At 46.4% G+C, this 23,325-nt stretch carries 20 protein-coding genes and 1 pseudogene; 9 read left to right on the forward strand and 12 right to left on the reverse strand.

Annotated elements, in window-relative coordinates; all coding sequences use genetic code 11:
* Positions 1 to 22 precede the first annotated feature (22 nt).
* Positions 23 to 1,186: a GGDEF domain-containing protein gene (locus SPI9445_RS27470; RefSeq protein WP_164674493.1), complete on the forward strand. Its 1,164-nt coding sequence runs from the start codon at positions 23 to 25 to the stop codon at positions 1,184 to 1,186.
* Here SPI9445_RS27470 and ubiE read toward each other — a convergent pair.
* Complete coding sequence (gene ubiE / locus SPI9445_RS0108730) at positions 1,143 to 1,838, reverse strand: bifunctional demethylmenaquinone methyltransferase/2-methoxy-6-polyprenyl-1,4-benzoquinol methylase UbiE (protein WP_017304356.1); 696 nt, start codon at positions 1,836 to 1,838, stop codon at positions 1,143 to 1,145. The two genes, SPI9445_RS27470 and ubiE, sit on opposite strands and share 44 nt — an antisense overlap.
* 130 nt (positions 1,839 to 1,968) lie before the next feature.
* Positions 1,969 to 3,936, reverse strand: a complete 1,968-nt coding sequence (bchD, locus tag SPI9445_RS0108735; protein ID WP_017304357.1) for a magnesium chelatase ATPase subunit D — start codon at positions 3,934 to 3,936, stop codon at positions 1,969 to 1,971.
* Positions 3,937 to 4,106: 170 nt separating this feature from the next.
* Between bchD and SPI9445_RS0108740 the strand changes: the two genes are divergently transcribed.
* Entirely contained in the window at positions 4,107 to 5,348 is a 1,242-nt protein-coding gene (locus SPI9445_RS0108740; protein WP_033373987.1) for a DUF445 domain-containing protein, read from the forward strand.
* Positions 5,349 to 5,372: 24 nt separating this feature from the next.
* On the opposite strand, the gene SPI9445_RS0108745 is transcribed toward SPI9445_RS0108740, so the two are convergent.
* Together SPI9445_RS0108745 and SPI9445_RS24920 are read right to left on the reverse strand one after the other, a co-directional pair.
* Positions 5,373 to 6,281 carry an Rpn family recombination-promoting nuclease/putative transposase gene (locus SPI9445_RS0108745; protein WP_017304359.1) on the reverse strand — a complete coding sequence of 303 codons (909 nt, stop codon included), beginning with the start codon at positions 6,279 to 6,281 and terminating at the stop codon, positions 5,373 to 5,375.
* Between the two features lie 501 nt (positions 6,282 to 6,782).
* The gene (locus SPI9445_RS24920) at positions 6,783 to 8,522 is read right to left on the reverse strand and encodes a mechanosensitive ion channel family protein (RefSeq protein WP_017304361.1); all 1,740 of its coding nucleotides are present in this window, start codon (positions 8,520 to 8,522) and stop codon (positions 6,783 to 6,785) included.
* A gap of 242 nt (positions 8,523 to 8,764) precedes the next feature.
* Here SPI9445_RS24920 and SPI9445_RS27475 point away from each other — a divergent pair, with 242 nt between their 5' ends.
* The 5 genes from SPI9445_RS27475 (at position 8,765) to SPI9445_RS0108795 (ending at position 14,367) form a co-directional block, all read left to right on the forward strand.
* Positions 8,765 to 9,841, forward strand: a complete 1,077-nt coding sequence (locus tag SPI9445_RS27475; protein ID WP_017304362.1) for a hypothetical protein — start codon at positions 8,765 to 8,767, stop codon at positions 9,839 to 9,841.
* A 64-nt stretch (positions 9,842 to 9,905) separates the two neighbouring features.
* Positions 9,906 to 11,660: an ABC transporter ATP-binding protein gene (locus tag SPI9445_RS0108765; protein WP_237747941.1), complete on the forward strand. Its 1,755-nt coding sequence runs from the start codon at positions 9,906 to 9,908 to the stop codon at positions 11,658 to 11,660.
* A gap of 676 nt (positions 11,661 to 12,336) precedes the next feature.
* On the forward strand, positions 12,337 to 13,428 hold the full coding sequence (locus SPI9445_RS0108785; RefSeq protein WP_017304366.1) for an AAA family ATPase: 1,092 nt from the start codon (positions 12,337 to 12,339) through the stop codon (positions 13,426 to 13,428).
* Positions 13,429 to 13,431: 3 nt separating this feature from the next.
* Positions 13,432 to 14,079 (forward strand): DUF3226 domain-containing protein, encoded by a 648-nt coding sequence (locus SPI9445_RS0108790; protein WP_017304367.1) that lies wholly within the window; start codon positions 13,432 to 13,434, stop codon positions 14,077 to 14,079.
* Positions 14,080 to 14,151: 72 nt separating this feature from the next.
* Entirely contained in the window at positions 14,152 to 14,367 is a 216-nt protein-coding gene (locus SPI9445_RS0108795; protein ID WP_017304368.1) for a ribbon-helix-helix protein, CopG family, read from the forward strand.
* A 175-nt stretch (positions 14,368 to 14,542) separates the two neighbouring features.
* Here the strand turns inward: SPI9445_RS0108795 and SPI9445_RS31360 are convergent.
* The 6 genes and pseudogenes from SPI9445_RS31360 to infC all read right to left on the reverse strand — a co-directional run.
* Positions 14,543 to 14,623: pseudogene (locus SPI9445_RS31360) on the reverse strand (DUF427 domain-containing protein); the annotation flags it as partial.
* A 40-nt stretch (positions 14,624 to 14,663) separates the two neighbouring features.
* Positions 14,664 to 14,870: an energy transducer TonB gene (locus tag SPI9445_RS28380; RefSeq protein ID WP_083883515.1), complete on the reverse strand. Its 207-nt coding sequence runs from the start codon at positions 14,868 to 14,870 to the stop codon at positions 14,664 to 14,666.
* Between the two features lie 7 nt (positions 14,871 to 14,877).
* Positions 14,878 to 15,222 carry a hypothetical protein gene (locus tag SPI9445_RS31085; protein ID WP_017304370.1) on the reverse strand — a complete coding sequence of 115 codons (345 nt, stop codon included), beginning with the start codon at positions 15,220 to 15,222 and terminating at the stop codon, positions 14,878 to 14,880.
* A gap of 97 nt (positions 15,223 to 15,319) precedes the next feature.
* Entirely contained in the window at positions 15,320 to 15,784 is a 465-nt protein-coding gene (locus SPI9445_RS0108810) for a cyclic nucleotide-binding domain-containing protein (protein WP_017304371.1), read from the reverse strand.
* A 123-nt stretch (positions 15,785 to 15,907) separates the two neighbouring features.
* Complete coding sequence (locus SPI9445_RS0108815; protein ID WP_017304372.1) at positions 15,908 to 18,901, reverse strand: Npt1/Npt2 family nucleotide transporter; 2,994 nt, start codon at positions 18,899 to 18,901, stop codon at positions 15,908 to 15,910.
* 91 nt (positions 18,902 to 18,992) lie between these two features.
* Positions 18,993 to 19,520 carry a translation initiation factor IF-3 gene (gene infC, locus SPI9445_RS0108820; RefSeq protein WP_017304373.1) on the reverse strand — a complete coding sequence of 176 codons (528 nt, stop codon included), beginning with the start codon at positions 19,518 to 19,520 and terminating at the stop codon, positions 18,993 to 18,995.
* A gap of 392 nt (positions 19,521 to 19,912) precedes the next feature.
* Between infC and SPI9445_RS0108825 the strand changes: the two genes are divergently transcribed.
* Complete coding sequence (locus SPI9445_RS0108825; RefSeq protein WP_017304374.1) at positions 19,913 to 20,332, forward strand: hypothetical protein; 420 nt, start codon at positions 19,913 to 19,915, stop codon at positions 20,330 to 20,332.
* Here the strand turns inward: SPI9445_RS0108825 and SPI9445_RS0108830 are convergent, their stop codons facing one another.
* The gene (locus tag SPI9445_RS0108830) at positions 20,333 to 21,145 is read right to left on the reverse strand and encodes a carbon-nitrogen hydrolase family protein (RefSeq protein ID WP_017304375.1); all 813 of its coding nucleotides are present in this window, start codon (positions 21,143 to 21,145) and stop codon (positions 20,333 to 20,335) included.
* 345 nt (positions 21,146 to 21,490) lie between these two features.
* On the opposite strand from SPI9445_RS0108830, the gene SPI9445_RS0108835 reads away from it, so the two are divergent.
* On the forward strand, positions 21,491 to 21,700 hold the full coding sequence (locus SPI9445_RS0108835; protein ID WP_017304376.1) for a hypothetical protein: 210 nt from the start codon (positions 21,491 to 21,493) through the stop codon (positions 21,698 to 21,700).
* Between the two features lie 226 nt (positions 21,701 to 21,926).
* Here the strand turns inward: SPI9445_RS0108835 and SPI9445_RS0108840 are convergent, their stop codons facing one another.
* Positions 21,927 to 23,249, reverse strand: coding sequence for a proton extrusion protein PcxA (locus tag SPI9445_RS0108840; protein WP_017304377.1), 1,323 nt, complete (start codon positions 23,247 to 23,249; stop codon positions 21,927 to 21,929).
* Between the last annotated feature and the right edge of the window lie 76 nt (positions 23,250 to 23,325).

Consider the following 23,325-nt stretch of genomic DNA (forward strand, 5'->3'; position numbering starts at 1 on the left):
GCTTAAGTTTGATCCAGCTACTATGATGCTCATGATTGCAATTTCTGCGATTTTGCAATCTGTGATTATTATAGGTCTTGCCCTATCTGCTAATCAGTATAAGGGCATTTCAAGCTATGCTATCGGTACAGTGTTGTCGTCTTTTGTTTTTTTAGCCATTGTCCTAGATACCAGTCTATTGAGTTCATGGGTGATACCACCTTGGATTATAAATTCTACTTTAGTCTATTCTATCTTGTGTTGTTCTTTTGGGGTTAATTTCTTTTTAGATCGCAAAATTTGTTATCCTAAATGGCTTTTTCTGGCGGCTCTTTTTCCTTTTATACAATTTTACTTTACTCAAAACTATGATTATTTTTGGCGTAACTTTTTTACTTGTCTAGTCGGGAGTCTGTTTCATGGGCTAAGTTTTATTAACTTAATCCATTTAAAACAAATTGGGTTTAGAATCATAGCTCGTTGTCTAGCCCTTATTGTGTTTTTAACGATACTACTTTTTCAGGTTCGGATCATTTACTTAATCCCAACCAATACTCAAAGCCTATTACAGCCAACGATTGCCAATATATTGACATTTTTTGGATTATTTATTTTAGATTTTCTGCGCCATTGCTTTTTTATGTTAATGGTTAGCCAGAGAATGTATTTTGACTTACATCAGGTTGCTCAAACCGATTTTTTGACCCAGCTTTTGAATCGAGGGGCAATCACAAACTTAATTGAAAAAAGCATGGATGAGCAGGCTTACGCATTTTTTAGTCTCATTTTGCTGGATATTGATTATTTTAAAAAAATCAATGATACCTATGGTCATGATGTGGGGGATTTGGTCTTAAAACAGGTGGCAAAATTGCTTCAATCTCAGATGAACTCACAGGATTTAGTGGGACGTTGGGGGGGGGAGGAGTTTTTAATTTTTTGGCCGGAATGTTCTCCCGATTTGCTCACCCAACGGGTGGAAAATCTTCGGCATCAAGTGGAAACTATGGTGATTCGCAGTCCTCAAGGGGTAATTAGTTGTACAATTAGCCTAGGTGTTGCGACAAGAGCTATGGGAACTTATAGCTTTGATGAGGTGGTCAAAGCGGCGGATTTAGCGTTGTATCAGGTTAAAGAAAAGGGTCGCAATGGCTTTGAGTGGGTTAACCTTTCTGCACCACTAAAACCCCCATCAATCCCCCAGTAATGGGGTAGTGAGTCGCGGCTGAAAACCCGGCGTTGTGGGCGAGGGCAACTTGTTCAGACCCGGTGGGGAAACGGTCTAAACTGGGCATAATGTAGGCATAATCTTCCTTGAGATTAAACCGTTGCGCTGTTGGGACGACGATTTGATCTAAATACCATTGTTGAAAGGTTTTCCATTGGGGGTTTTTCGGATGATTAAAGTCCAAAATAGCGGCTTTGGCTCCCGGTTTTAAGACTCGGTGAAGTTCCCTTAAACTGCGGGAAATATCCCCTACATTGCGCAATCCGTAGCCCATTGTGGCACAGTCAAAGCTGGCATTTTCACAGGGTAAGGCGAGGGCATCCCCTGCTTGCCAGTCTAGGTGATGGTGGGGATATTGTTCCTCGCCCCGTTGTTTTGCGATCGCCAATTGTGCCGTCGAAAAGTCAACCCCTACCACTCGCCCGGTTTTGCCCACCTGTTTGGCTAACAACAGCGCTAAATCCCCACTACCACAACAGACATCTAAGGCACAATCTCCCGGCCGAGGATTCGCCCATTTCACCGTCATTAATTTCCAGACGCGATGGAGTCCCCAACTCAGTTGTTGATTCAGGTCATCATAGACGGGGGCAATACGATTAAACAGGTTTTGAACGTCAGTGGTAGTCATAGGATAGGGAATGGGGAACGGGGAACAGGGAACAGGGGAGAGGGGGAGAGGGGGAGAGGTTGATTACTGTTCCCTTTTGCCTTTTCCCGTTCCCTACTCCCTACTTCAAATCGGCGATTCCTACGGAACGCTACGCGAATGCATTCTTAGCCATAGAAGCAATCGCCTGATCCGTCGCCTTCGGTAACTGATAATACTTCCCGCCCGCTTGTTTAGCAATTTCCTTGCCGAAACCCGTAGAAACAAACTTTTTCTCCGTATCAATCACCAACAACTGGAAACCAATCGAGCGAATCCGCCCCGCAATCTCCAGTAATTCCCCCTTAATATCCGGCTTTTCCCCCTCGGGGAGTTCATCCCCCAAAGACTTCGCCAAAGGAATATTCCCCCGGCCGTCAGTAATCGCCACAATCACCACCTGGCCGATATCCCCAGACATTTTGGCATTCATCCCAATATGGACCGCCTGAGTTAAGCCATGAGCCAAGGGAGATCCCCCCCCACAGGGCATTTTTTCAAGCCGTTTTTTCGCCAAAGTAATGGAACGAGTGGGGGGTAACAACACCTCCGCCTGTTCCCCTCGGAAGGGAATTAAAGCCACCTGATCCCGGTTTTCGTAAGCTTCCGTGAGTAAGCGCATTACTGCCCCTTTCGCCGACTGCATCCGGTTTAACGCCATTGATCCTGACGCATCCACCACAAACACAATCAACGCCCCGGCTTTGCGCGCTAACCGTTTTGAGCGTAAATCCCCCTGTTCCACAATCACCTTGCGGTTAGGTTCCCGTAAACGGCGCGCCTTTTGGTAGGGAGCCGCCGCCCGGAGGGTGGCATCAACGGCGATGCGGCGCGCTTTGCCTTTGGGTAACATGGGTTTGACATAGCGCCCCCGATCATCGGAAAAAATCATGCTCCGCGCCCCGGATTTCCCTTGGCGTTGCGCCATTTGCGCAAAGTACAACACACTGGGATCTAAGATTACCCCTTCCACATCAAAGACAAATTCTTCTGGGATGCTGGGGGGATCTTGTTCCGGTTCTTCCGACTCGTCTTGATCGTCTTCTTCCTCTTCGTCGTTATCCTGTTCCGGTTCCTGTTGATCTTGGGGGGGTGGGGGAGGAGGGGGCGGCGCTTGGTCTTCGGGGGGCGGCTGGAGGATGGTGGAACGGGGGACAATGACCAATTCTACCGCTCGGCGCAAATCGTCGGAGCTAACGACTTCTCGCCCTTCTAGGGCGGCGGCGGCCTGGGCGACGCGCACGGCGAACAGTTCGGCGCGGTGGCCTTGTACGCCTCCCCGGATGGCTTCTTCTACGAGGTATTGAATTTGATCGGGGGTGATTTGTACTTCTTTGAGGTATTCTCGCGCCAGAATGATGTCGGTTTTGATGCCTTCGATATCTTGGCCGTATTGTTCAATAAAGGCTTGAGGAGAACTAGAGTATTGAATCGCTTGTTCTACGGCGGTGACGCGCTGATCGAGGGCAAGGACTCCATCGGCGGAAAGGGCGATCGCAATCCGATCCAGTAAGTGGTTGCGTAGGGTGCCTTCTTCGGGGTTATAGGTGGCGATTAAAATAGGTCGGCAGGGGTGGTCAATACTAATGCCCTCCCGTTCAATGCGGTTAGCCCCTTCACTTAACACCGTCAGCAGTTGGTTGGCAATCTGTTCATCTAACAGGTTAATTTCGTCAATATACAACACCCCCCGATGGGCTTGGGCTAAGAGGCCGGGCTGAAAGATGGGGCGACCTTCTTTTACCGATTGTTCCACATCCACAGAACCGAGTAGACGATCTTCCGTGACACCGAGGGGAATCTGTACAAAGGGGGCGGGAATGATGGTAGTTTCCGCGTTTTCGCCCTCTTGAGGGGCGGCGTTATAGTAGGAGTCCTTCACTACTTCAATGGGGGGCAGGAGGGCGTGAATAGCCCGTGCCATGACTGATTTTGCTGTACCACGACGACCTGCGATCGCAACGCCGCCTAACTGGGGATCAACGGCCGCCAACAGCAAGGCCAGTTTAATCGCTTCTTGTCCAACAACGGCGGTGAGGGGAAAGGTGAGGTTACTAGGGGAGGGGGTGAGTGTTGCCATGATCCGCGTACATTAGGGGCAACTTCTTACTTTAGCAGGGCATGGAACCCTTTGGCTGGATTTATCCGGCTTCCTCCCCGGCGGATTCTCCGAAAAAACAGGAGGCAATGTTAGGATCAAAGTAGCCCTCAATTCGGGTGAGATCACCCCAGAACCCACACTTATCCTAGATTGAAACCTTGGACTTGCCCACTCTACTCCGCATCACCCTCCCCCCGATTGCAGGTGGGATTATTGGCTATTTCACCAATGACATCGCCATTCAGATGTTGTTTCGGCCTTATAAGGCGATCGCAATTGGGAAATATCGTCTCCCCTTCACCCCCGGTTTAATCCCCCGCAATCAAGAACGTTTAGCCCGCCGGGTTTCTGATACAATCATGAACTCCCTGTTAACGCCGGGGGAATTACAACACCTGACTCGCAGACTATTACAACCGGAACGAGTCGAGGCCGCCCTGTTGTGGTTATTACGTTTAGCCATTAAGCAACTCCAAGCCGATAAAGACCAAAAAACCGCCAAAATTTTGGCCGAAATTCTGCGGGATTTATTCGGGGAATCCTTACCGCGAGTGTTGCGCGTTTTATCGAGACGAGAGGATTTTTTAGAGGATCAAATTAACCATATTTTTGATCAAGTTTTGCTAGATTTTCGCCTCAATGATATGCAGGCGCGCAATTTTGCCGATTGGATTTTACAAGTGGTGTTACCCCCGGATGTCTTGCGCGTTGCTATAGTAGACTTTCTGACAGAGCGCAATATTCAAGTCATTGACGAGGGATTTCGGGAAAAAACCAGTGGCAGCACTTGGGTAATGGCCAACTTGTTTGGGGTGCGGAATTCCTTAGTGCGTCTGCGTTCCTTCTGTGTGGAAGAGAAAGACGTGGCGAATGCTCGGTTGAAAGAGTTAATCTTATCTTTGGAAGTGCGCGATCGCATTCGAGTCTGGTTACAAAACCTCTCCCTACAAAATCTCCCCCTCTCCACAGTCCGCCAACTGCGCAAAACAACCCGGGAAACCGTGCGTCTTTATGTTCAAGAAAAAGGCGGGGAACTCTTAGGGCGTTTAGGGGATACTGTAGACTGGGATAAACTTTCTATTATCCTCATTAAACGCCTGCGCAATTCTCAAGTGGTTAATGATTCTTTGACCGTAATTAGTGCAGAATTAGCCCTCATTTTAGAGCGTTATTTAGAGGAAGATTTAGAGCATTTAGTCACCCAACTCATCCCCATTTTATCCTTAGATCAACTGATTGTAGATCGGGTGATGGCCACGTCTCCGGCTCAATTAGAAGAAGCCATCCAAGGGATTGTCAAAAGTGAGTTACAGGCGATTGTCAATTTAGGAGGTGTTTTAGGCTTTTTAATTGGAGGATTACAAGGGATTTTCTTGTATGTAACAGGATAGGGAATGGGGAATAGTAAACAAGACTCATCCAAGCTCACTAGAACTTTCCCGCCGCAGTTGGTCTAATTCCTCTGCTGTTAAGCCAGTGGTTTTTAGGATCACTTGTTCGCTAATCCCTTCTTGAAGTAGGGCAAGGGCAACAGTTTTAACCCCCATCTCAATACCTTCCTCACGACCAATCTCAATGCCAATTTCAATGCCTTCCTCTTTGCCTTCATCCCGTGCAGTATCCATCGAGTTTTTTAAATCTCGATAGTATTTCAAACTATCCTCATAGGAGCGCATTTGTTCCCGACTCAATCGGGCTATTTCTGCTGTCTCAAATAGTTGTTCAAATACCTGTTCTTGCAAGGGGGCGGGTATTTCCTCCAGTTCTGTCAAGTTGCGCAAAATGTAAAGCCATTTATCGAAACGGGTTTCTAGTTGTTCTAGGGTTTTAGTAAACTTGGGCATTTCTAAGTAGATGAACGTGAGTTTGTCATAGAAGATTTTGCAGGTTTCAATATCGGTAAGTTTGACATCATAGCGATATTTTTCCGGTTCATGTTGATCTTCATCAAAGACAAAATCGAGGATGGCGATGAGGTAAACAGCTTTTAGTTGATAGTCCCAATCATTTTTAGGGGCTTGGTCACGGATGGGGAAGGTGGAGTAATAAACGGTGCGGTCTTTAAAGAACCGTTGTTTGGTTTTTTGCAGTTCAACAATGAACTTTTCCCCAGCTTCGTTTTCGCAATAGAGGTCAAAGATGGCTTTACGATCAAGGTCAGAATTGCCCAGTTGTTCGTTTTTAATATAGTTGAGGGAGATAATTTCCCCCTGTTCTTCTTTGAGTAGTTCGTTGAGGAAGTCGAGGAGCAGGTTTTTATTGGGTTCTTCCCCGAAGAGTTTTTTAAAACCGTAGTCCGTGAAGGGGTTGAGGTATTTAGTCATGGTTCACTCTTGCTCCCATTCGATAAACAATTCTTCTCGAATTCTAGTTCTTTCCTGATCTCCGTGGCTTGGTCTGGGCTGAGTTTTTTCTGTTCTCGTGTCATAGCCCAGGCCGTGACACGGACATTGGGCGGTTCTGTCGCTTGGAATGGAGGCAGAGTCTCCAAGAGGGCGTTAACGGGTCAAGATTGGGTGTTGGGTTACGCTTTTCCCTTCGTTGAGTGGAATCCCCCTAAATCCCCCTTTGAAAGGGGGACTTCCATATTTCCCCCCCCGTCTTGTTCCCCCCTTCCAAAGGGGGGTTAGGGGGGATAAGTCCCTTGAATAGGGGGTTAGGGGGGATAAATTCATATTTCCCCCTCGTCTTGTTCCCCCCTTCCAAAGGGGGGTTAGGGGGGATAAGTCCCTTGAATAGGGGGTTAGGGGGGATAAATCTATATTTCCCCCCCGTCTTGTTCCCCCCTTCCAAAGGGGGGTTAGGGGGGATAAATCCAGAGGATGTCAACCATCGGACCCGTGAGGATTAGCAAATCCGGGGATTCCCGTTCCGAAACGCTGCCCAATCCCACTCATCTCCTCCACACTCCCCTCACGGTTCAAAAACTCGTACTGAGACACCATTAAGGGAATCCCTGCCCGATCCAATTCCTGCTTAATCCGTCGTCGAAACTCCCGCGCCACATTCCACTGTTGCAGGGGTTCCGTGCGCATCCACACCCGAATAATCATCCCCTGAAGGGTGAACTCATCCAGCCCTAAAATTAACGGATCCGAGAGAATACAGCTTTGCCAGTCCGGATCATGGCGCATTGCCCAACTGGTTTGTTTCACAATCTCTAGGGCTTGATCAATATCAGCACTATAGGCTACCGGGATCTTAATATCCGCTTGGGAATGACGACTCGAAAGATTAGAAACAATGCGGATTTCACTATTGGGAATAGTAATCAAACGCTGTTCTGTATCCCGGAGTTGAGTAATCCGCAGGGTGATTTTTTCCACCATCCCTGCTACAGATCCCACCCCAATCACATCCCCCACCGCATACTGATCTTCTACCAAAATCAGAAACCCGTTGATGGCATCTTTAATCAGGTTTTGGGAAGCCAAAGAAATGGCTACCCCGATTAACCCAGCCCCAGCAATCAGGGGGGCAATATTCACGCCTAATTGAATCAAAATAGTGAAAATGCCGATAATACTCACCACAATAGTAGTAATCCCCTTGGTTACGCCGGAAATCGTCGAGACACGCTGATTCATCCGTTGATCGCGTCGGGGGATGAGTTGAGCGCTAATGACAAAGGTTTCAATAAAGCGGTCAATGAGAATATAGGCCAAGCGAATGGCAACATAGGTTAGCAGAATAATCAGACTGACAAAGAAATAAATCCGCAGTTGACTTGTCAGCCACGCTTGAATCCCGCGAGTGTAGGGGAAGAGGGAAAGCAGCACCAGCCCAGACACCCCCCAGAGGAGAACTTGCGCGAGTCGTCCGAGAATTTTCTGCACGGCCTTCAAATTGTCCTGTCGTTGCCGAGTGAGTTGGGTGGTGATGGGGGTATCGGCGTTAGGCTGTGAGAGGGGGCGTAAATGGGGCAGTCGTTGATTGAGATGATGCACCGCAAAACTGAGGGCGATGGTTAGGCCAAGGATGGCTAAAGCGCGCCAGAGTTGTTGTTGTAAGGATTGGGCTTCTCGTTCCCGTCTGGCACGAGGAAAGGCATCAAGCAGGGCGCTCCGAATGGTTTCGGCATAAGATAGGGGGTCACTATATTGTTGTCTAGCATCTTGAGGCAAAATTTTAGCTAGTTCTTGGTCGTTGACCTCAATAATGATGGTTTGGGATTCGTAGGGAACGTTGAGGGAGTCTGAGGTGTCTTGTTGAGGGCGAATCGCAATCTGTAACTGGGGATCTTCTTGACTGAGATAGTCTTCTAAAATGAGGCGCAGGTTTTGCTGAATGGTGCGCTGACGTTGGGCGAGGGGGGTGCTACCCTCGGCAATTTGAAAGAGGGGGCGACCGTCAAGGCGAATCCAAGCCAAACGAACGGTTTCCTCGTCGCTGATTTGGGTGAAAACCTCGGGGAATGGGGTTGTGAGGCGTTCTAGGGGCAGTTGGGCGATCGCACGGGGCATTCCCACCCCGGTAAACAGCAAGGTGAGAAGCAAGAGCAAGAGGAAACAGCTTCCTTTTAAGCGTCGAAGGACTCGAAAACGGAAACGGGAGAAAATCAGCATAATTCCTCAGAAAACAACAAGTTCAACCCCCTAGGGGACTAGATGGCGAGACATACCCCTGTGAGGAGGGGTGTTAACCCAACTTCAATATCTGTTACAGTATGCCATGAACTAAAAGTTGGCATCAGGTTTGGGGGTGGAGTCCACTCACCAGCCCATCAGGGTGATTCGCAAAACGTTACAATAATCAGTCAACAATTTTAAACTCTCGTTTTCTTGGTGTAATTCGGCAAAAAATCACTATGTCTTATTGGGCTTGGTTAGCACGGATGGCTTTGTTTGGGTTATTGGGAATTGGCGGCACATGGTTTATGGTGCGCTCTATTCCCCTCGAATCGGCTACTCCCTCCTCTTCTGCGACTTCTGGGGATGCGATCGCCATTAATCCAGAATATTTCCTCCCCTCTGGCTACGATCCCAGCCAAAGCTATCAGCCCACTGCTAACACTCTAGCTTTACCGACTCTACCCATGAGTCGTCTGGATTCCCTCCGCCCTCCAGAAGACTACGAAGCGATGGAAACAACAGAGGGGGAAAGCCCCACCCCCCAAAACTCCAATCGACCCACAGGCAACACCCCACCCCCCCCAACGGCTGAACAACAGGCTGCCTATCGTCAAGGGGGAGAGGATCTCGAAAGTAACCCTAATTTTGACCTCAACAACAGCGTAACCCGCCATTCCCGCCTTTTTGCGACCCCCATTTCCTTGGGGATGTTGGCCATTGGGGTGGCTGAGGGCAATTATCGGGTATTTGCTGAACAAGGCACTCTCTATGTGGAGCAAACGCCCAACTATTTTGGCCATGTAGACCCCGGCAATCTCTCCTGGGGTCAACGCGTGACCAATTTCGGCCCCTGTAGTGACCAAGGACGCAGTGGCGGGGATATTAGTCAAGCCGAAAAAATGTGTTTAGCCCGTTCCCTCGAACGACTACCCACCAATTTAAACGATTTAAACGCCGCCGGGATTAATCCGGATCAAGATATTGAGGCGCTACTCAATACGGCCGATTTATACAATCAAGCCAGTCCTATTCACTCCCGTTTATTCCCCTACGCTTTAGCCATTGCCTATCGCGCCGGACTTCAGGGAACAGAAGCGATGGCCTGGGCGCGCACGGCTTCTTTTTATGTCAATGGCAATCAACAACTGGACTTACAACGGGGTCGCAATGTCGCCAGTGGACTCCTCGGCATCTGTTCCCGAGAAGGCCGGGCTGTGACGGAGTGGGAATGTGTCCACATGGATCAAATGCGACGGACTAAAGCCATTCGTCGGGTCTTGGATCTCTATGCTCAAGTCTACCAGTCCAACTAAGTGCTAAAACCCTGTGCCTCCTCCCATTTTGCTATACATTAGGCGGCTTAAAAACGCGCTGATTTTGGTTTGGAATAGTAGCCCAAACTGGACAATTATTAGCGCGCTCTTGGTGTTTTTTCAAGGGGTGTTACCTTTACTGGCACTCTACCTCAGCAAACTGATTATTGATCAGGTTGTCCTCCGTTTACAGTCGCCTCAAAGCCGGGATTTTTACCCGGTTTTTATTTTAATTTGCCTAGCAGCAATTGTTAGTTTTGTCAATAGTATTTTACTGGCGAGTAGCCATTATTTAAACGAATTACATCAGCAGAAAATTGTGGATTATGTACAGAATAAAATCCATGATAAATCCATTACAGTTGATTTAGAATACTACGAAAATCCTCAATATTACGACATTCTCCACCTTACCCAACAAGAAGCCCCTTATCGTCCGGGAATTATTTTTACCAGCTTAATTACCTTGGTGCAAAGCAATTTGTCGCTGATTGGACTCTCTAGCTTGTTATTGTTGGTTAACTGGCCAATCACGCTTTTATTAGTTGGGGTGAGTATTCCCTTATTAGCCATTCGCTTAAAGTTTGCCCAAAAACTCTATCAAAAATGGAAGAAGTGGCTACCTCAAGAGAGAATCGCGGTTTATTTTAATTCAATTCTCATTGAAGAACACTATGCCAAGGAGTTACGATTATTTAATCTAGGGCGATATTTTCAACGAAGATATAAAACTATTCGTCAAGATATTTTTGAACAAAAACGGCGGATTCTACTCCAGCGTTCTCTGGCGGAAAGTATTAGTCAAAGTTTGCTCACTCTCCTCTTGTTTGTTCTGCTTACCTATTTAGTTTATCAAACCTATAGCAATCAACTCACGGTCGGGAGTTTGGTGTTATATTACCAAGCCTTTCAACGGGGGCAACAAGTGTTACAGGATGCGGTGCGCAGTCTCGGCACATTATACGAAAATAGCTTATTTTTAGAGCAGTTTTATGATTTTTTGAACTTGCCTAATATTGTTCTGAATCCCCCCCATCCCCAAGGGGTGCCTATCCCTTTAAAACAAGGGATTCGCTTAGAAAATGTCCGGTTTCACTATCCCCATAGTTCCCGCCCGGTTTTAGAGGATGTGAGTCTGGAGATTAAAGCGGGGGAAACGATGGCGTTGGTGGGGGAAAATGGGGCGGGGAAAACCACGTTAGTTAAATTATTGTGTCGTTTATATGATCCCGATGGGGGCAGAATTTTATGGGATGGGGTGGATTTAAAACGGGTGAATTATTGGGACTTACGACAACAGATTAGTGTGGTATTTCAAGACTTTGGGCGGTATCATTTAACGGTGCGAGAGAATATCCAGTTGGGGAACTGGGATAGTATTCCCTCGGAGGGAGAGATAGAACAGGCGGTTCAGGCAACGGGAATGGAGGAGGCGATCGCACAACTTCCCCAAAAATACGACACTATCCTAGGCACCCAATTTGCCGAGGGCAATGAGTTAAGTGTAGGGGAGTGGCAAAAAATTGCGATCGCCCGTTGTTTTCTGCGTCCTGCCTCTCTCCTGATCTTAGACGAACCCACCAGCGCCCTCGATCCCCAAGCAGAAGCGGAGGTATTACGGCAATTTCAGCACCTCACCCAAAACACCACCGCGCTGTTAATCAGTCATCGTCTCTCTACAGTTAAACTGGCGGATCGGATTGTGGTTTTAGAAGGGGGAAGAATTAGCGAAATCGGCACCCATGACGAACTAATCGCCCACAATGGCACCTATGCCCGTCTTTTCCACACTCAAGCCCAATCCTATGGCCTAGGCTGAGGAAAGTCAATCAACGCTACCCCGTTTCTGGGTTGATGTTTGAAACCGGGTTTTTGTTAGGGAGTAGCGGGAAAACCAGCCAATTAACGCAACCCGGTTTCTGGGTTGGTGAGGAATAAGAAACCGGGTTTCAGGGAGGTTATGGCGGGTAAAGAATGGGTGCAAGAAACCCGGTTTCAAGGTGGAGGTTTGAAACCGGGTTTTTGGCAGGATTTAGGGGGGAAAGGAGAGGATGAGGGCAACCCGTACCCCTGTTCGGATATGGGGAAGGTGCTAAAATGACGGGTGGGAGCTTTGGACAGGGTGGATTGCGCTGTTGTCCAAGGAAACCCTCAAAAATAAAATTCCCCAAATAGAGTAAAACTTGGGTTGAGGGTTATCTACTCAAAAATCATCCCTAGGAGAATGTGCTATGAATTGGGCAATTAAAGAAAAACTCCTCGAAAAAATTGAACAAGCTTCGGAATCGACTCTCCAATAAGTTTTAGATTTTTTGTTGTTTCTAGAATTCAAAGAACGTCAGAAAGATGATTTAGAAATTAGCCGATTGAGTGAAGTTAGTTTAGCAGAAGATTGGCTAACTCCAGCAGAGGACAAAGCATGGGAACATTTGTAAGAGGTGATACAGCAAAAGTTCAAAAAAATCCTACGTTAAAACTTGCGCCAATTGTTAAAAATGCTGAGGTCACTAAAGATTGAAAATTTCCGTTGTTTTGAGAGGTTCGAGCTTCAACAGCTGGGTCAGTTGAACTTGCTTGTTGGGACGAATAATAGTGGTAAAACCTCAATACTAGAAGCCGTTCAGCTTCTAATTTCCCAGTCTAATCTTGAACTGTTGCGAGAAGTCATGATCAGTCGTGGCGAATATATTCTAAGTGATGAAAAAGGTAGAGGTCGAGAACTAGACATCCGTCACCTGTTTTATGGTCATCAGATTGAACAGGGCAGTAGGTTTTCAATATTTGGTAGTAATCATAATGAGCCAGAAGGAGTTACGGTATTTGTAGAAGATCCGGGAGTAGTACAATTAACTTTATTTGATGAATTTCCATTTAAAGAATTACAACAGTTTCTCCTAGGTATTCAGTTATTAGGAGAAAACAATGAGAGTGTTACGTTACCTTTATCACCTCAAAAAGGATTGCCATTAGATTATACGAGACGTATTACCAGAGACTGGAAAAATGGAGGTTTAAAAACTCAATTTGTCACATCTTCCTCTTTAACCAGTGAGAAAATGATCGAGTTATTTGATCAAGTTGTATTGACACCAGAAGAATCTCATGTTATAGAGGCACTCCAAACCATTGAACCCACTATTGATCGGATTGCTTCAGTGGGCTTTGAAAAGGATAGATATACAAGCTCGCGTCGTGGTTTTGTGGTCAGGCTTACTGATGGAAATCAACGCATACCGATTGGTAGTATGGGGGATGGAATATGGCGAATGTTAGGACTTACATTAGCGATTGTTAATGCAAGGGATGGAGTTTTGCTCGTTGATGAAATTGACACGGGGCTACATTTTAGGGCGATGTCTGATATGTGGAAATTAATATGGGAAACGGCGAAACGGCTTAATGTTCAAGTTTTCGCAACAACGCATAACAGTGATTGCTGGACAAGCCTTGCTGCAATTGCCAGTCAAGAAAATCCCAGTGAGGAGGGAATTACAATTCACAGGATAGAAAAGGGAAAACCGAATAGTGTTGTTTTTACAGAACGGCAAATTGTAATCGCTGCGGAACGAGGAATTGAGGTGCGCTAGAGCATGGCTAATATTAACTCAAAGGTTCTTCTGGTTGAGGGGAAACAGGATCTTTTGGTGATACCAGAACTCATGGAAGCCAATGGTATAAAGTGGGGAACTCGTAAAAGTCCAGTGGTTTTTATTCGTGATTATGAGGGGTATCAAAATCTTATTGATCCAGATAGAATTGCAACGGAGCTACAAGCTTCTGGACTTTCTGCACTTGGCATTATGATTGATGCTGATGATGATCCTATAGGACGTTGGCAAAGTATTAGAAACGCAAGCTTAAAAAGTATTCCTGATATGCCGGAAAATCTACCCGCAGATGGTTTAATACACACAACACCCACTGGAATTCAATTTGGAATTTGGATGATGCCTGATAACCAGATGCGTGGTATGTTGGAGACTTTCCTAACTTATCTGATTCCAACCAACAGTGAAACACTCTGGCAGTTTGCCCAAGCCGCAACTCATGAAGCTAAAGGTAAAGGTGCGGTATTTACAGATTATCAAAGTGATAAAGCTAACATTTATACTTGGTTAGCTTGGCAGAATCCTCCTGGGCGACAACTACATCAAGCCATTATAGAACGCATTCTGCATCCTAATCACCCCAATGGTCAGAGATTTGTTACTTGGTTTAAGGATTTGTATAGCTTGTAAAAAATAATTGCTATCGTTTTCCCCAGCTTTCTATTATCACCCCTGAAGCATTGATTAAGGAGTAAATACAATATGGCAACCTTAACAATTCGTTTACCCGATGACAAATATTCTCGTCTAAAAGCACTGGCTCAATCTCGTGGCATTAGTGTGAATAAACTAATGGAAGAACTCTCGACGATTGCACTGGCTGAGTTTGATGCTCAAACACGCTTTCAAACTTTGGCAATGCAGGGTGATGTGGCGAGGGGTTTAGAGATTTTGGCTCGGTTAGACGAACACAATTAGGGGAGTCATAAATTGATAGGGTCTTGGATCAGTGTTAATAGTAGATTAACGGTTTATCATCCAGTCAGATAGACAGTTTTCTGGTACATTAGCAGGGTTACTGGCACAGTTTATAAATGGGATAGAATCTACTAGCAAAAGATTAGAATATCTTTGAGTGATTCTAAATTGGGACTCATGAATTACGCCCCAAACTGCCTACGGTGATATTGTAATAACTGGCTTGTCCTTTCCACGAACAAACTTTGTGAGTATTACTATCAGTAACCTATCCCCCAAGAGAGGGAAAGAAGAGGTTAGTTATAACGCAATTGAAAGCGATGGGTAATGTTCATGGTGTCTCTGGTATAACATTCGGGAAAGGGTCTGAATTGACGTTGTAAGGTCTGGACATGGGCGATCGCAGATTGATCCAAAGGAGCAAAACCACTGGACTCCAACACCTGTATATTGCTCACTCGGCCATCCCGGTGGAGATCATAACTTAAGCGCGTGACCCAAATCCCGCGATTAAGATAAAAACTCCGCCAAGAAACTTAAATTTTCTTCTTCTTCTGGAGTAAAGGGATCATCTTCCCAACAAGGCTCTGGGATTAAAATATTTAGGGCATTTTGAATATCTTCGTAAATCCCCTCCAAGTCCGTCACACTGCCAAAAATCTGATTAAGTGCTTTCCAATCCCGTCGCGTGAGGGGCATTAAATGAGCGCCATAATACTCCTCTTTGTAAAGCAAGCGGTAACGACGGGCTGAATTTCGCCAAGTCGCCGAGGATTGACGGGCTTCAATGCGCGCACTGTAAAGCCGGAGGTCAACCGGAAAGTCACTATCGCGACTGGGAAAAGAGGCAGCCATAATTTAATAAAGCGATACGACGGCGCAACAATCAGAAGCCGATACTGTATTTTAACTTAATTCCGGCGAAGCCCATCGGTTATTCTGCTGAGAGGAGTTAAGCTTTACTTAAATTGGCGGCTTTCATCTGGGCTTCGTAGCTGTTGATTTTGCCGTTGAGTTCTCGAATCCGACGGGATAAAGCGCGGGTGACATTCACGGCAATCTCGGGGGTTTCTTCAATAGCATCAATGAGTTGAAGTTGATTGAGGGTGAGACAATCACAAGCTTCCAGAGTTGTCACGGAGGCGGAACGAGGTTCTGCGTCAAACAGTGCCATTTCGCCGAAAAAAGTCCCTTTCTCCAAAAATGCTAGATCGCGATCGCCTAAATGTACCCGTACCCGTCCCGACACCACAATATACAGTGATCTCCCCTCTTCACCTTGCTCAAAAATAGTGTGATTATTGGGAAAGGAGAGTTCATCCATTGCCGAGGCCAATTTAACCAAGAACTCATCGCGCAATTCTTGGAAAATTGAAACCCGACGTAAAAACAACAAGCGTTCAAAGCTACTTAGCATTGTTGATAGCCAGAAGAAGGATTACAGCAAACATCAGAACTCCCAAGACCTCATCAAGATTCTAGCCCATGTTTGCTAAAAAACAAGCAAGGGGGAAATTGATAATTGAGAATTGATAATTCCTTAAGAGCTTAATTCACTCTTAAGACGGTTCACCTGCGCCGCCACGAGGGGATCGGGATCGTCGGTTAAGATGGGCAGCAGTTCAATACAAGTCCGAGGACTGGCTTGTTTTAAGTAAACCAGAACGGCCTCCCGGACAAAACTACTGGGGTGTTGCAAGCAGACTAGGGTGGCCTCTCTTGTCACCATCCAACGCTGTTCTCGGGCGAGGTGGAAACAACAAGCGAGGGTCCAATCTGAAAGAAAATGACGTAATTCTAACAAACGACGGAGGCGATCGCTGGGACTTAAGGGTTGATAAGGCATTAACTCCGCCAAATCCGACAAACTTTGAGCCGTAGAACGACGCTCTAATACCCTTAAAAGCACTTGTTTCTGGGGAACATCTAGGGTGTTATCCAGAATTTCTAACCCCAAGGCGATACTAATTTCTGAGTCAGAATCCAGATTGAGGATTGCGGCTTGAATGGTACTAAAAGGATAGAGGAGTTTCATGATTAAGAAACACCGATCCAGTACATCTTGTTGAATCCCCTGTAAAGCCCCACGCAGGAGATCGGCCGCTTGTCCAGTGACGAGATCCGGTGCTAAATCGAGTTCTGCGGCACACAGTTGAGCTAATAAGAGCAGTTCTTGCTGAATGAGAGTTTCTACCCCACTGCGCCCTAAATGCTCTAAAACGGCCTCAATTCCGTGATCTCCGGGAACTTTAATCAGAATGCGCAATAGATTACGGCGGGTCATGCCCCAACTATTCATCAGACGTTGGGAGAGGAGAGCGAGGGCTTCTCGGCTGCCGATTTCTGCCATTGCTGTCCAAGCTTGTTGGCGGATAAACTCGGGTTTACGCAAGTCATCCCCTAACTGGGTGAGTAGAGGGAGGGCTTTATCCCCGAGGGCGACGAGGGAACGCTTGGCGGCACTGCGGGTAGAACGGTAGTATAAACCGCGAACGAGTGCGCCATAGTAGGGGGTGAGTTCTTTGTGGGCGATCGCCTCTAAAAGAACACAACGCACCCGGGGGGACTCATCTTTAAGCAGAATGGGCAGAAAATGCTGACTCACTCGGGATGTCGCCGGGAGTTCTTCGAGGGCTTGAATGCCAATCATGCGATCGCGCTCTCGTTTAGAAGTTAACAAATCTTCCAAGGTTGCGATCGCCTCCGGTTGTTCCCCCACCGTCCCTCGACGCAAAATCAAACCCGCCGCCGTCCCCCGCACCATGGGATCCACCCGTTCATTGAGATACGGCTTCAAACTATGGGTTTCCAACTCCGGCTGAGACAGCCAAATATAGCGCAACGCTAAAGCCAAAACATCTAAATTGGGCTTATGTTCAATCAAACGCTGAACATGGCTCAAATACACCACATTGGGACATTGCAGCATCACCTCCATACTCTGACGCTGCAACACCGGAGACATTTTCACCAAACGCGGAGCCAAAATTTCCCCCGCCCCCTCCACATCAATCCGTTCCAATAACTGAATACAAGATCGTTGATCCTCCTCATTCCCCTCCTGATCCAAAGACTCAATAATTGCCCGTTTAAACGCCTTCAAATCCACCGACGAGAAACTAATCCGCCCCTGTTCCGCACTCTGGACCAACAAACTGACATAGCTTTGGCGCAAAGACAAAGCACTGAGCGCCCAGATAATGGAAAAGAACACAATCGCCCCGACAAAAATTCCACCCTGGAACTCTCGTCGTAAATCATCGGGTAAATCCGTAAACAGACCGCTAATGAACCAAACCGCCGTAATAATCGAAACCCCAGTTAACCCCGTACTCAACGGTTCCGCAATCCCTTGTACTTGGGTTTGAATAGAACTGCGAATCTCCGCCGGAATCGGTTGGAACAAAAACGGTTCAATCCCCGCAATCAGGGTATAGCGCAACAGTTCATCAAAAAACTTGAGGACAATCACCCCGATAAACAGAATTTGGGCGCTGTCTAACTCAAAGCCGCCAATTTTAGTTAAATCCAGAACAATAGTAAAGAAACCCAAAATCGAGAGAGAAACCGGGAGGAACATCGCCGCAATAAACACCCCTAACCGTTCCACCGCCCGACTTGACACAAACCACTGAGTAATTAACTCACAAATGCCTACAAACCCCGAAAATAGCCCCAAAAATCCCGCAATCTCATCAGTATTAGGATAAGCCCGCTCTAATTCCCCTAAATATTGGAATTCCACCAATAAATACAACACTTCCCCCAAAATAAAGAAAGCAAACAGGGGAATAACATACTTGCGTAGAGAGGTATTGGTGCGGCGAGAGGCATAAGTCGGTTGTAAATCATCTAACTCCCGCACCGGAGTATCGGGGAAAAACTGCTTATAACGATTACTAAGGTACAAAAGCGCCCCACCCCCTAACAGAATCATCAAAGAAGCGAGGAATAGGACATTTTTCAGCCCAATCAGCCAGAGTAACAGGGGCATGGAAAACCCCGAAATCACATCCCCCAACAACAACCCACTGGCAATAATGGGATAAGCCCGCTTAATTTCCCGAATATTAAATAACTGGTTCGCGGCCACCTGAGAATTGAGATCATTGAGGATTTCTTCCGCATCCATCCACAAGCGCAGAATAAAAACCGTCGCCAGTACAAAAAAACCGTTAATGTTCGCCAATTCTAACCCCAGACGGAAGACAAGCAAGGGCATGGACATTAACAGGGCAATAATGACAAAGACCTTTTTCAGGGGGAAATTATTCTGAAGCCAAGAGTACAACACCCCAAGACCGGATCCCATTAACGCACTCGCCATATAGATCAGGGGCAAACCTTCAGCCCCAAACCCGTCTAGGAACAGCGCGATAGTAGTTTGCTCTAACCACAGTAACCCGATAGAGGTCAAGGTGTAGGCAATGAACATAAAGAGGGTTCGTTCCCCTTCTTCAGGACGGAGATTGAGCAGATTCAACAGCTTTGCACCCCAGTCCGTTGGACTTTTGGCAATTTTTAAGGATTTCATAGTCTCTGCTGGAAGGAAAAAGAGAAAAGAAAAAGGCAAAAGCCTAAAAAATCACTTCCGCCTTTTGCCTCTTACCTTGTTACTCAAAAAATCATTTTTTCGGAGAAAGTAACATAATCATATTACGCCCTTCCTTTTTTGGAGCCTGTTGAAGCTCTGCAACCTCTTGTAAGTCGTCAGCCATCCGTTTCAGTAAGGCTTCCGCCAGATCCGCGTGTTGACTTTCCCGACCTCGGAAGGTGACAGTGGCTTTGACTTTATCTCCTGCTTTAAGAAAACGCTGGGCGCTGTTCACACGAACTTGGTAGTCGTGTTCTTCAATCTTGTAGCGCATTTTGACTTCCTTCACATCAGCCGTATGCTGCTTTTTACGAGCTTCCCGGGCTTTTTTCTCTTGCTCAAATTTATATTTGCCGTAGTCCATAATCCGGCAAACGGGGGGGTCGGATTTATCGCTGACTAACACTAAGTCCAATTCCCGTTCTTCGGCCAGACGACGACCCTCATCGGAGGTAATCACCCCGACTTGAGAGCCATCGGTATCAATGACCCGAATTTTGGGGAAACGGACTCTTTCGTTAATTTGAGGGACATCCCGGCGGGTTTTCTTTTCTCTCACAGGCGTATGCTTACTGAATTGTGTTCGTTAGCTTAGGTTGAATGGTTTTGTACAATTAGAATTGCTGCTATTTTACCCCAAATCTTGGGCGACGCATCACAGGTGTAGGGAGCAATGGGTTGTCCCCTGCCAGTTTAGATGGGTCGCGGCCATCCTCCCGAGATTCGCCTAAGTCCTACGGTCAGGCTGCGCCAACGTCAGAGTGCGGGCATTCTGCGAGATTAAGGTAAAGATTTTTGAACACCCCTCGGGATGACTAACCGGATTTTGTTCAATTTGGAGCGAAGGCATATCCAAAGCAGGGGATTTCGCGTTATCCTCATGGATACAGAACTCTGGCTTAATATCAAAGGGGGTCGTTGCTTTTAGGTTGTGTTGGGAGAGGAGGTTGCGTGGCATATTGGGTCCGAATTCAGTATGAACGACAAGAGTATATTGTTGATCTTGATCATATTAGTGCTTTTGTTTGCGCCCCCAACGGTCGTTTAACCTTCTGGCTTCCTGAAAGTGCTAGTCCGATTGTGATTAATCATCAGGCGAGTCCTGATGATTACTACCGGGTTCTTAACTATATAACTCAACTGGCAAATCATTCTTTAAGCGGTTCATGGATTCGTTTACTCTATGACCGCAGCGAGTACATTATTGATTTGAACCGCATCAGCACGTTTTGTTATAGTCCTAATCAAAAAATCACGTTTTGGTTGCCGGATGCTTCTATTCCCATCATTATTACCCAACTCGGGGATCCCGAAGGGTATGAGAAGGTGCGAGATTTCATCTATAAGAAAACTGGGGAAGTTTTGTCTTAGCTAAAATACTCGATGTTCTAAGGAGGGCATTTGCCGCCGCACTTGGGCTAAACGGGCGGGGTCGATTTCTGCCACGGCGACACCGGGCTTGTCTCCGGCATCGGCTAAAACCATGCCCCACGGGTCGATAATCATGGCGTGACCGTGGGTGTGACGGAGGCTGTAGTGATTGCCTGTTTGGGCGGGGGCGATGACATAGGCGGTGTTTTCAATGGCTCTGGCTTGTAGTAATACCTGCCAGTGGTCTTTTCCGGTGTAGGCGGTGAAGGCGGCGGGAACAAAGAGGACTTCGGCGCCCTGTTGAGCCAGATAACGGTATAGCTCGGGGAAGCGCACGTCATAACAAACCGATAAACCTAGGGTGCCGAGGGTGTCTGAATGATAGACAGGGGGCAATTCTTTCCCGGCCATCACGGTACTCGATTCTCGGTAGGTGTTGCCGTCGGGGACGTTGACATCAAAGAGATGAACTTTATAATAACGGGCTAGTTCTTTGCCATTGGGATCGACTAATAGGGCGGTGTTATAGACTTTCTGGGTGCCTTCAACGAGGATGGGGAAACCGCCCCCGAGAATGGTCACTTGGAAGCGTTGCGCCATGGTGTGGAGGAATTTTTCGGTTTTTTGGGCGATCGCCTCAGCCTGAGCAATTTTATCCTGTTCCTCTCCCATAAAGGCAAAATTTTCCGGTAAACAGACCAACTCCGCCCCCTGACGGACGGCTAAATCAATCAATTCTTCGGCCTCGATCAAATTCTTCTCTAGATCGGGTTGGCTGGTCATTTGAATGGCGGCGGCGAGATAAGACTTCATGCGTGGGTTTTCGCTTAAATCGTGTGGTGGGATCAGATCACTATCATAACTTACGGCGATCGCTTTCAACAGCCCTTAAGTCCGGTTGAATACTAAGAGGGTGTTCTTTACAGCCATCAGCCTTAAGCTCAAAAACTAACCTTGAGGGCGTTTTCTGGGTTCCTCCCCACAGTCGGAGTGTGCCAGCAACGGATCTATTTCTCTACTCAAGAAAATTTCCGTTGCTGCGAAATGAAAGGTTGATCGTCTGTAGTGACTTATGAAGCATTTATCACCGCGAGCTTTCGAGGGTGAGCCGTTTGTTCCTAGTTTATTCATCAATGTTTTTGTGGGGTATTCATAATTATGGGGAGTATTAGTGAGATTGTTCAACAAGCCCTTAGACAAGGTTATTTAACCATTGAGGCAGAACAAGAACTAAGAATACTACTGGGTCAAAAATGTCCCTGTGATGACATGAAAATTTTCTGTCACTTGCAAATGGAAATCATGGAGGGTCGTGTCACTCAAGAAGCGCGAGAAAAGTTAGTCTACTCGGCTCAGAAATGTTTCTAGCTCAAAAGCATTGTAGGTTGGGTGTAGCGACAGCGCAACCCAACCCTTACGAGAGAAAGGCAAGAAAGAAATGTTGATTTACATTTCATTGCACCCAACCCACAAAACGACTACTCAAAAGCACTATAGGTTGGGTGTAGCGACAGCGCAACCCAACAATTAAGGGAGACAAGTAAGAAAGAAAGGTTGGTTTACATTTCATGTCACCCAACCCACAAAACGACGATTACTCATTCATCGTCTTATAAGTCGCCACCGCAGAGGGAGAAATGCGGTTAAGATAGCGGAAAATTGAATACTTTAACACCGTATCTAAAATAACCGGAAATGTAGCAATAAACAGAAAATTGAAATCTCGGCTTTCCGGTAAACCAAAATGATGAGCAAACCCCTCTAGAATCACTTCCCAGCCGTGAGGAGAGTGGAATCCTACAAACATATCTGTAAACAAAATAATTAAAAATGCTTTTGCTGAATCACTTAAACCATAAATCAACTCATCAATAAAAGCCTTTAAATTCGCAACTTCTCCTTGATTAATCAAGAGAATCCAAGTAAACGCACCTACAGAACAGAGATCCGCAAAGACATTAGAAACAGAATCCGCCCCACGTTCTCGAAACTCTTCGGCTAATTCTTGTGCTTTCTGCGTCACTTGTTCTCCTATTTGTTCCTCGGAAATATCCGGTATTACCCCAATCATCCGACTAAACTCTAAGCTACGTTGAAACCGTTCTAGTTCCATAAACGCTTCTTCTTGCTGGTCTTGATTTAAAAATACAATATCCTGTTGATGGGAGAAAAATTGCTGTTGAATAATCGGTTTAACTATAAAGTTTTTGCTCAATTGATGGGTGAGCAGAGGAATAATAATCAGCAACAAGATAAACTTAATAGAACTGGCGGTGCGATTGCGAGCTTTGCGAAACTTGCTCACAACTTCATCTTCGGATTCGGAGGTGTTGGGGTCAATTTCCCGTTTGATGCGGCTAAAGGTGTTTAAAATAGAGCGAGGAACTGCTCCCCGTTTATCGGAGGCACTTTGTAGATTTGGGGGTTCTTTGGGTGGATTAATCGCTTTAGGCTGCGGGTTTGGCTTGATTAAATCTAGGGATTGATTGGCGGAATACTCCGGGAGTTTTACCGCAGAAACCGAGATGGTATTATCGGGTTCTGGGGGGGGATTGTACCGTAAAAATATCTCATCAATAAAGTTTAATTTTTCAATGATAATAGCGGAACTTTTTTGAATTTCTGCTTTATAATAGGGGGAGTTGAGTAAGTCAGGATCATTAATAATGCGGCGAGTGGCTTTAAATTCTGTGAGCCGCAAACGGGCTGTTTTGAGTTGTTTCTGCACTTCTGCTTGGCAATAACTAAAAACCCGTTCGGAATGTTCTCCATTCTCCCGGGCGACTTTTTGACCGCCAAAATATTCATCTTCGAGGGTTTTGATAATCCGGGCGGCTCGATACGCTTGATCTAAAGCGCGATCGGGTGTGTCATAATACCAGCGTCGGAGGTTACGAATTAGGGTTTTTAGGTTCATCGGGGAAAAAATATCGTGTAAGACTTAAGTAGGAAAAGACAACTTAACAATCCGATGAGTTAGGCAAAATTCCTTT

The sequence above is a fragment of the Spirulina subsalsa PCC 9445 genome (assembly GCF_000314005.1).
Lineage (GTDB): Bacteria > Cyanobacteriota > Cyanobacteriia > Cyanobacteriales > Spirulinaceae > Spirulina_A > Spirulina_A subsalsa.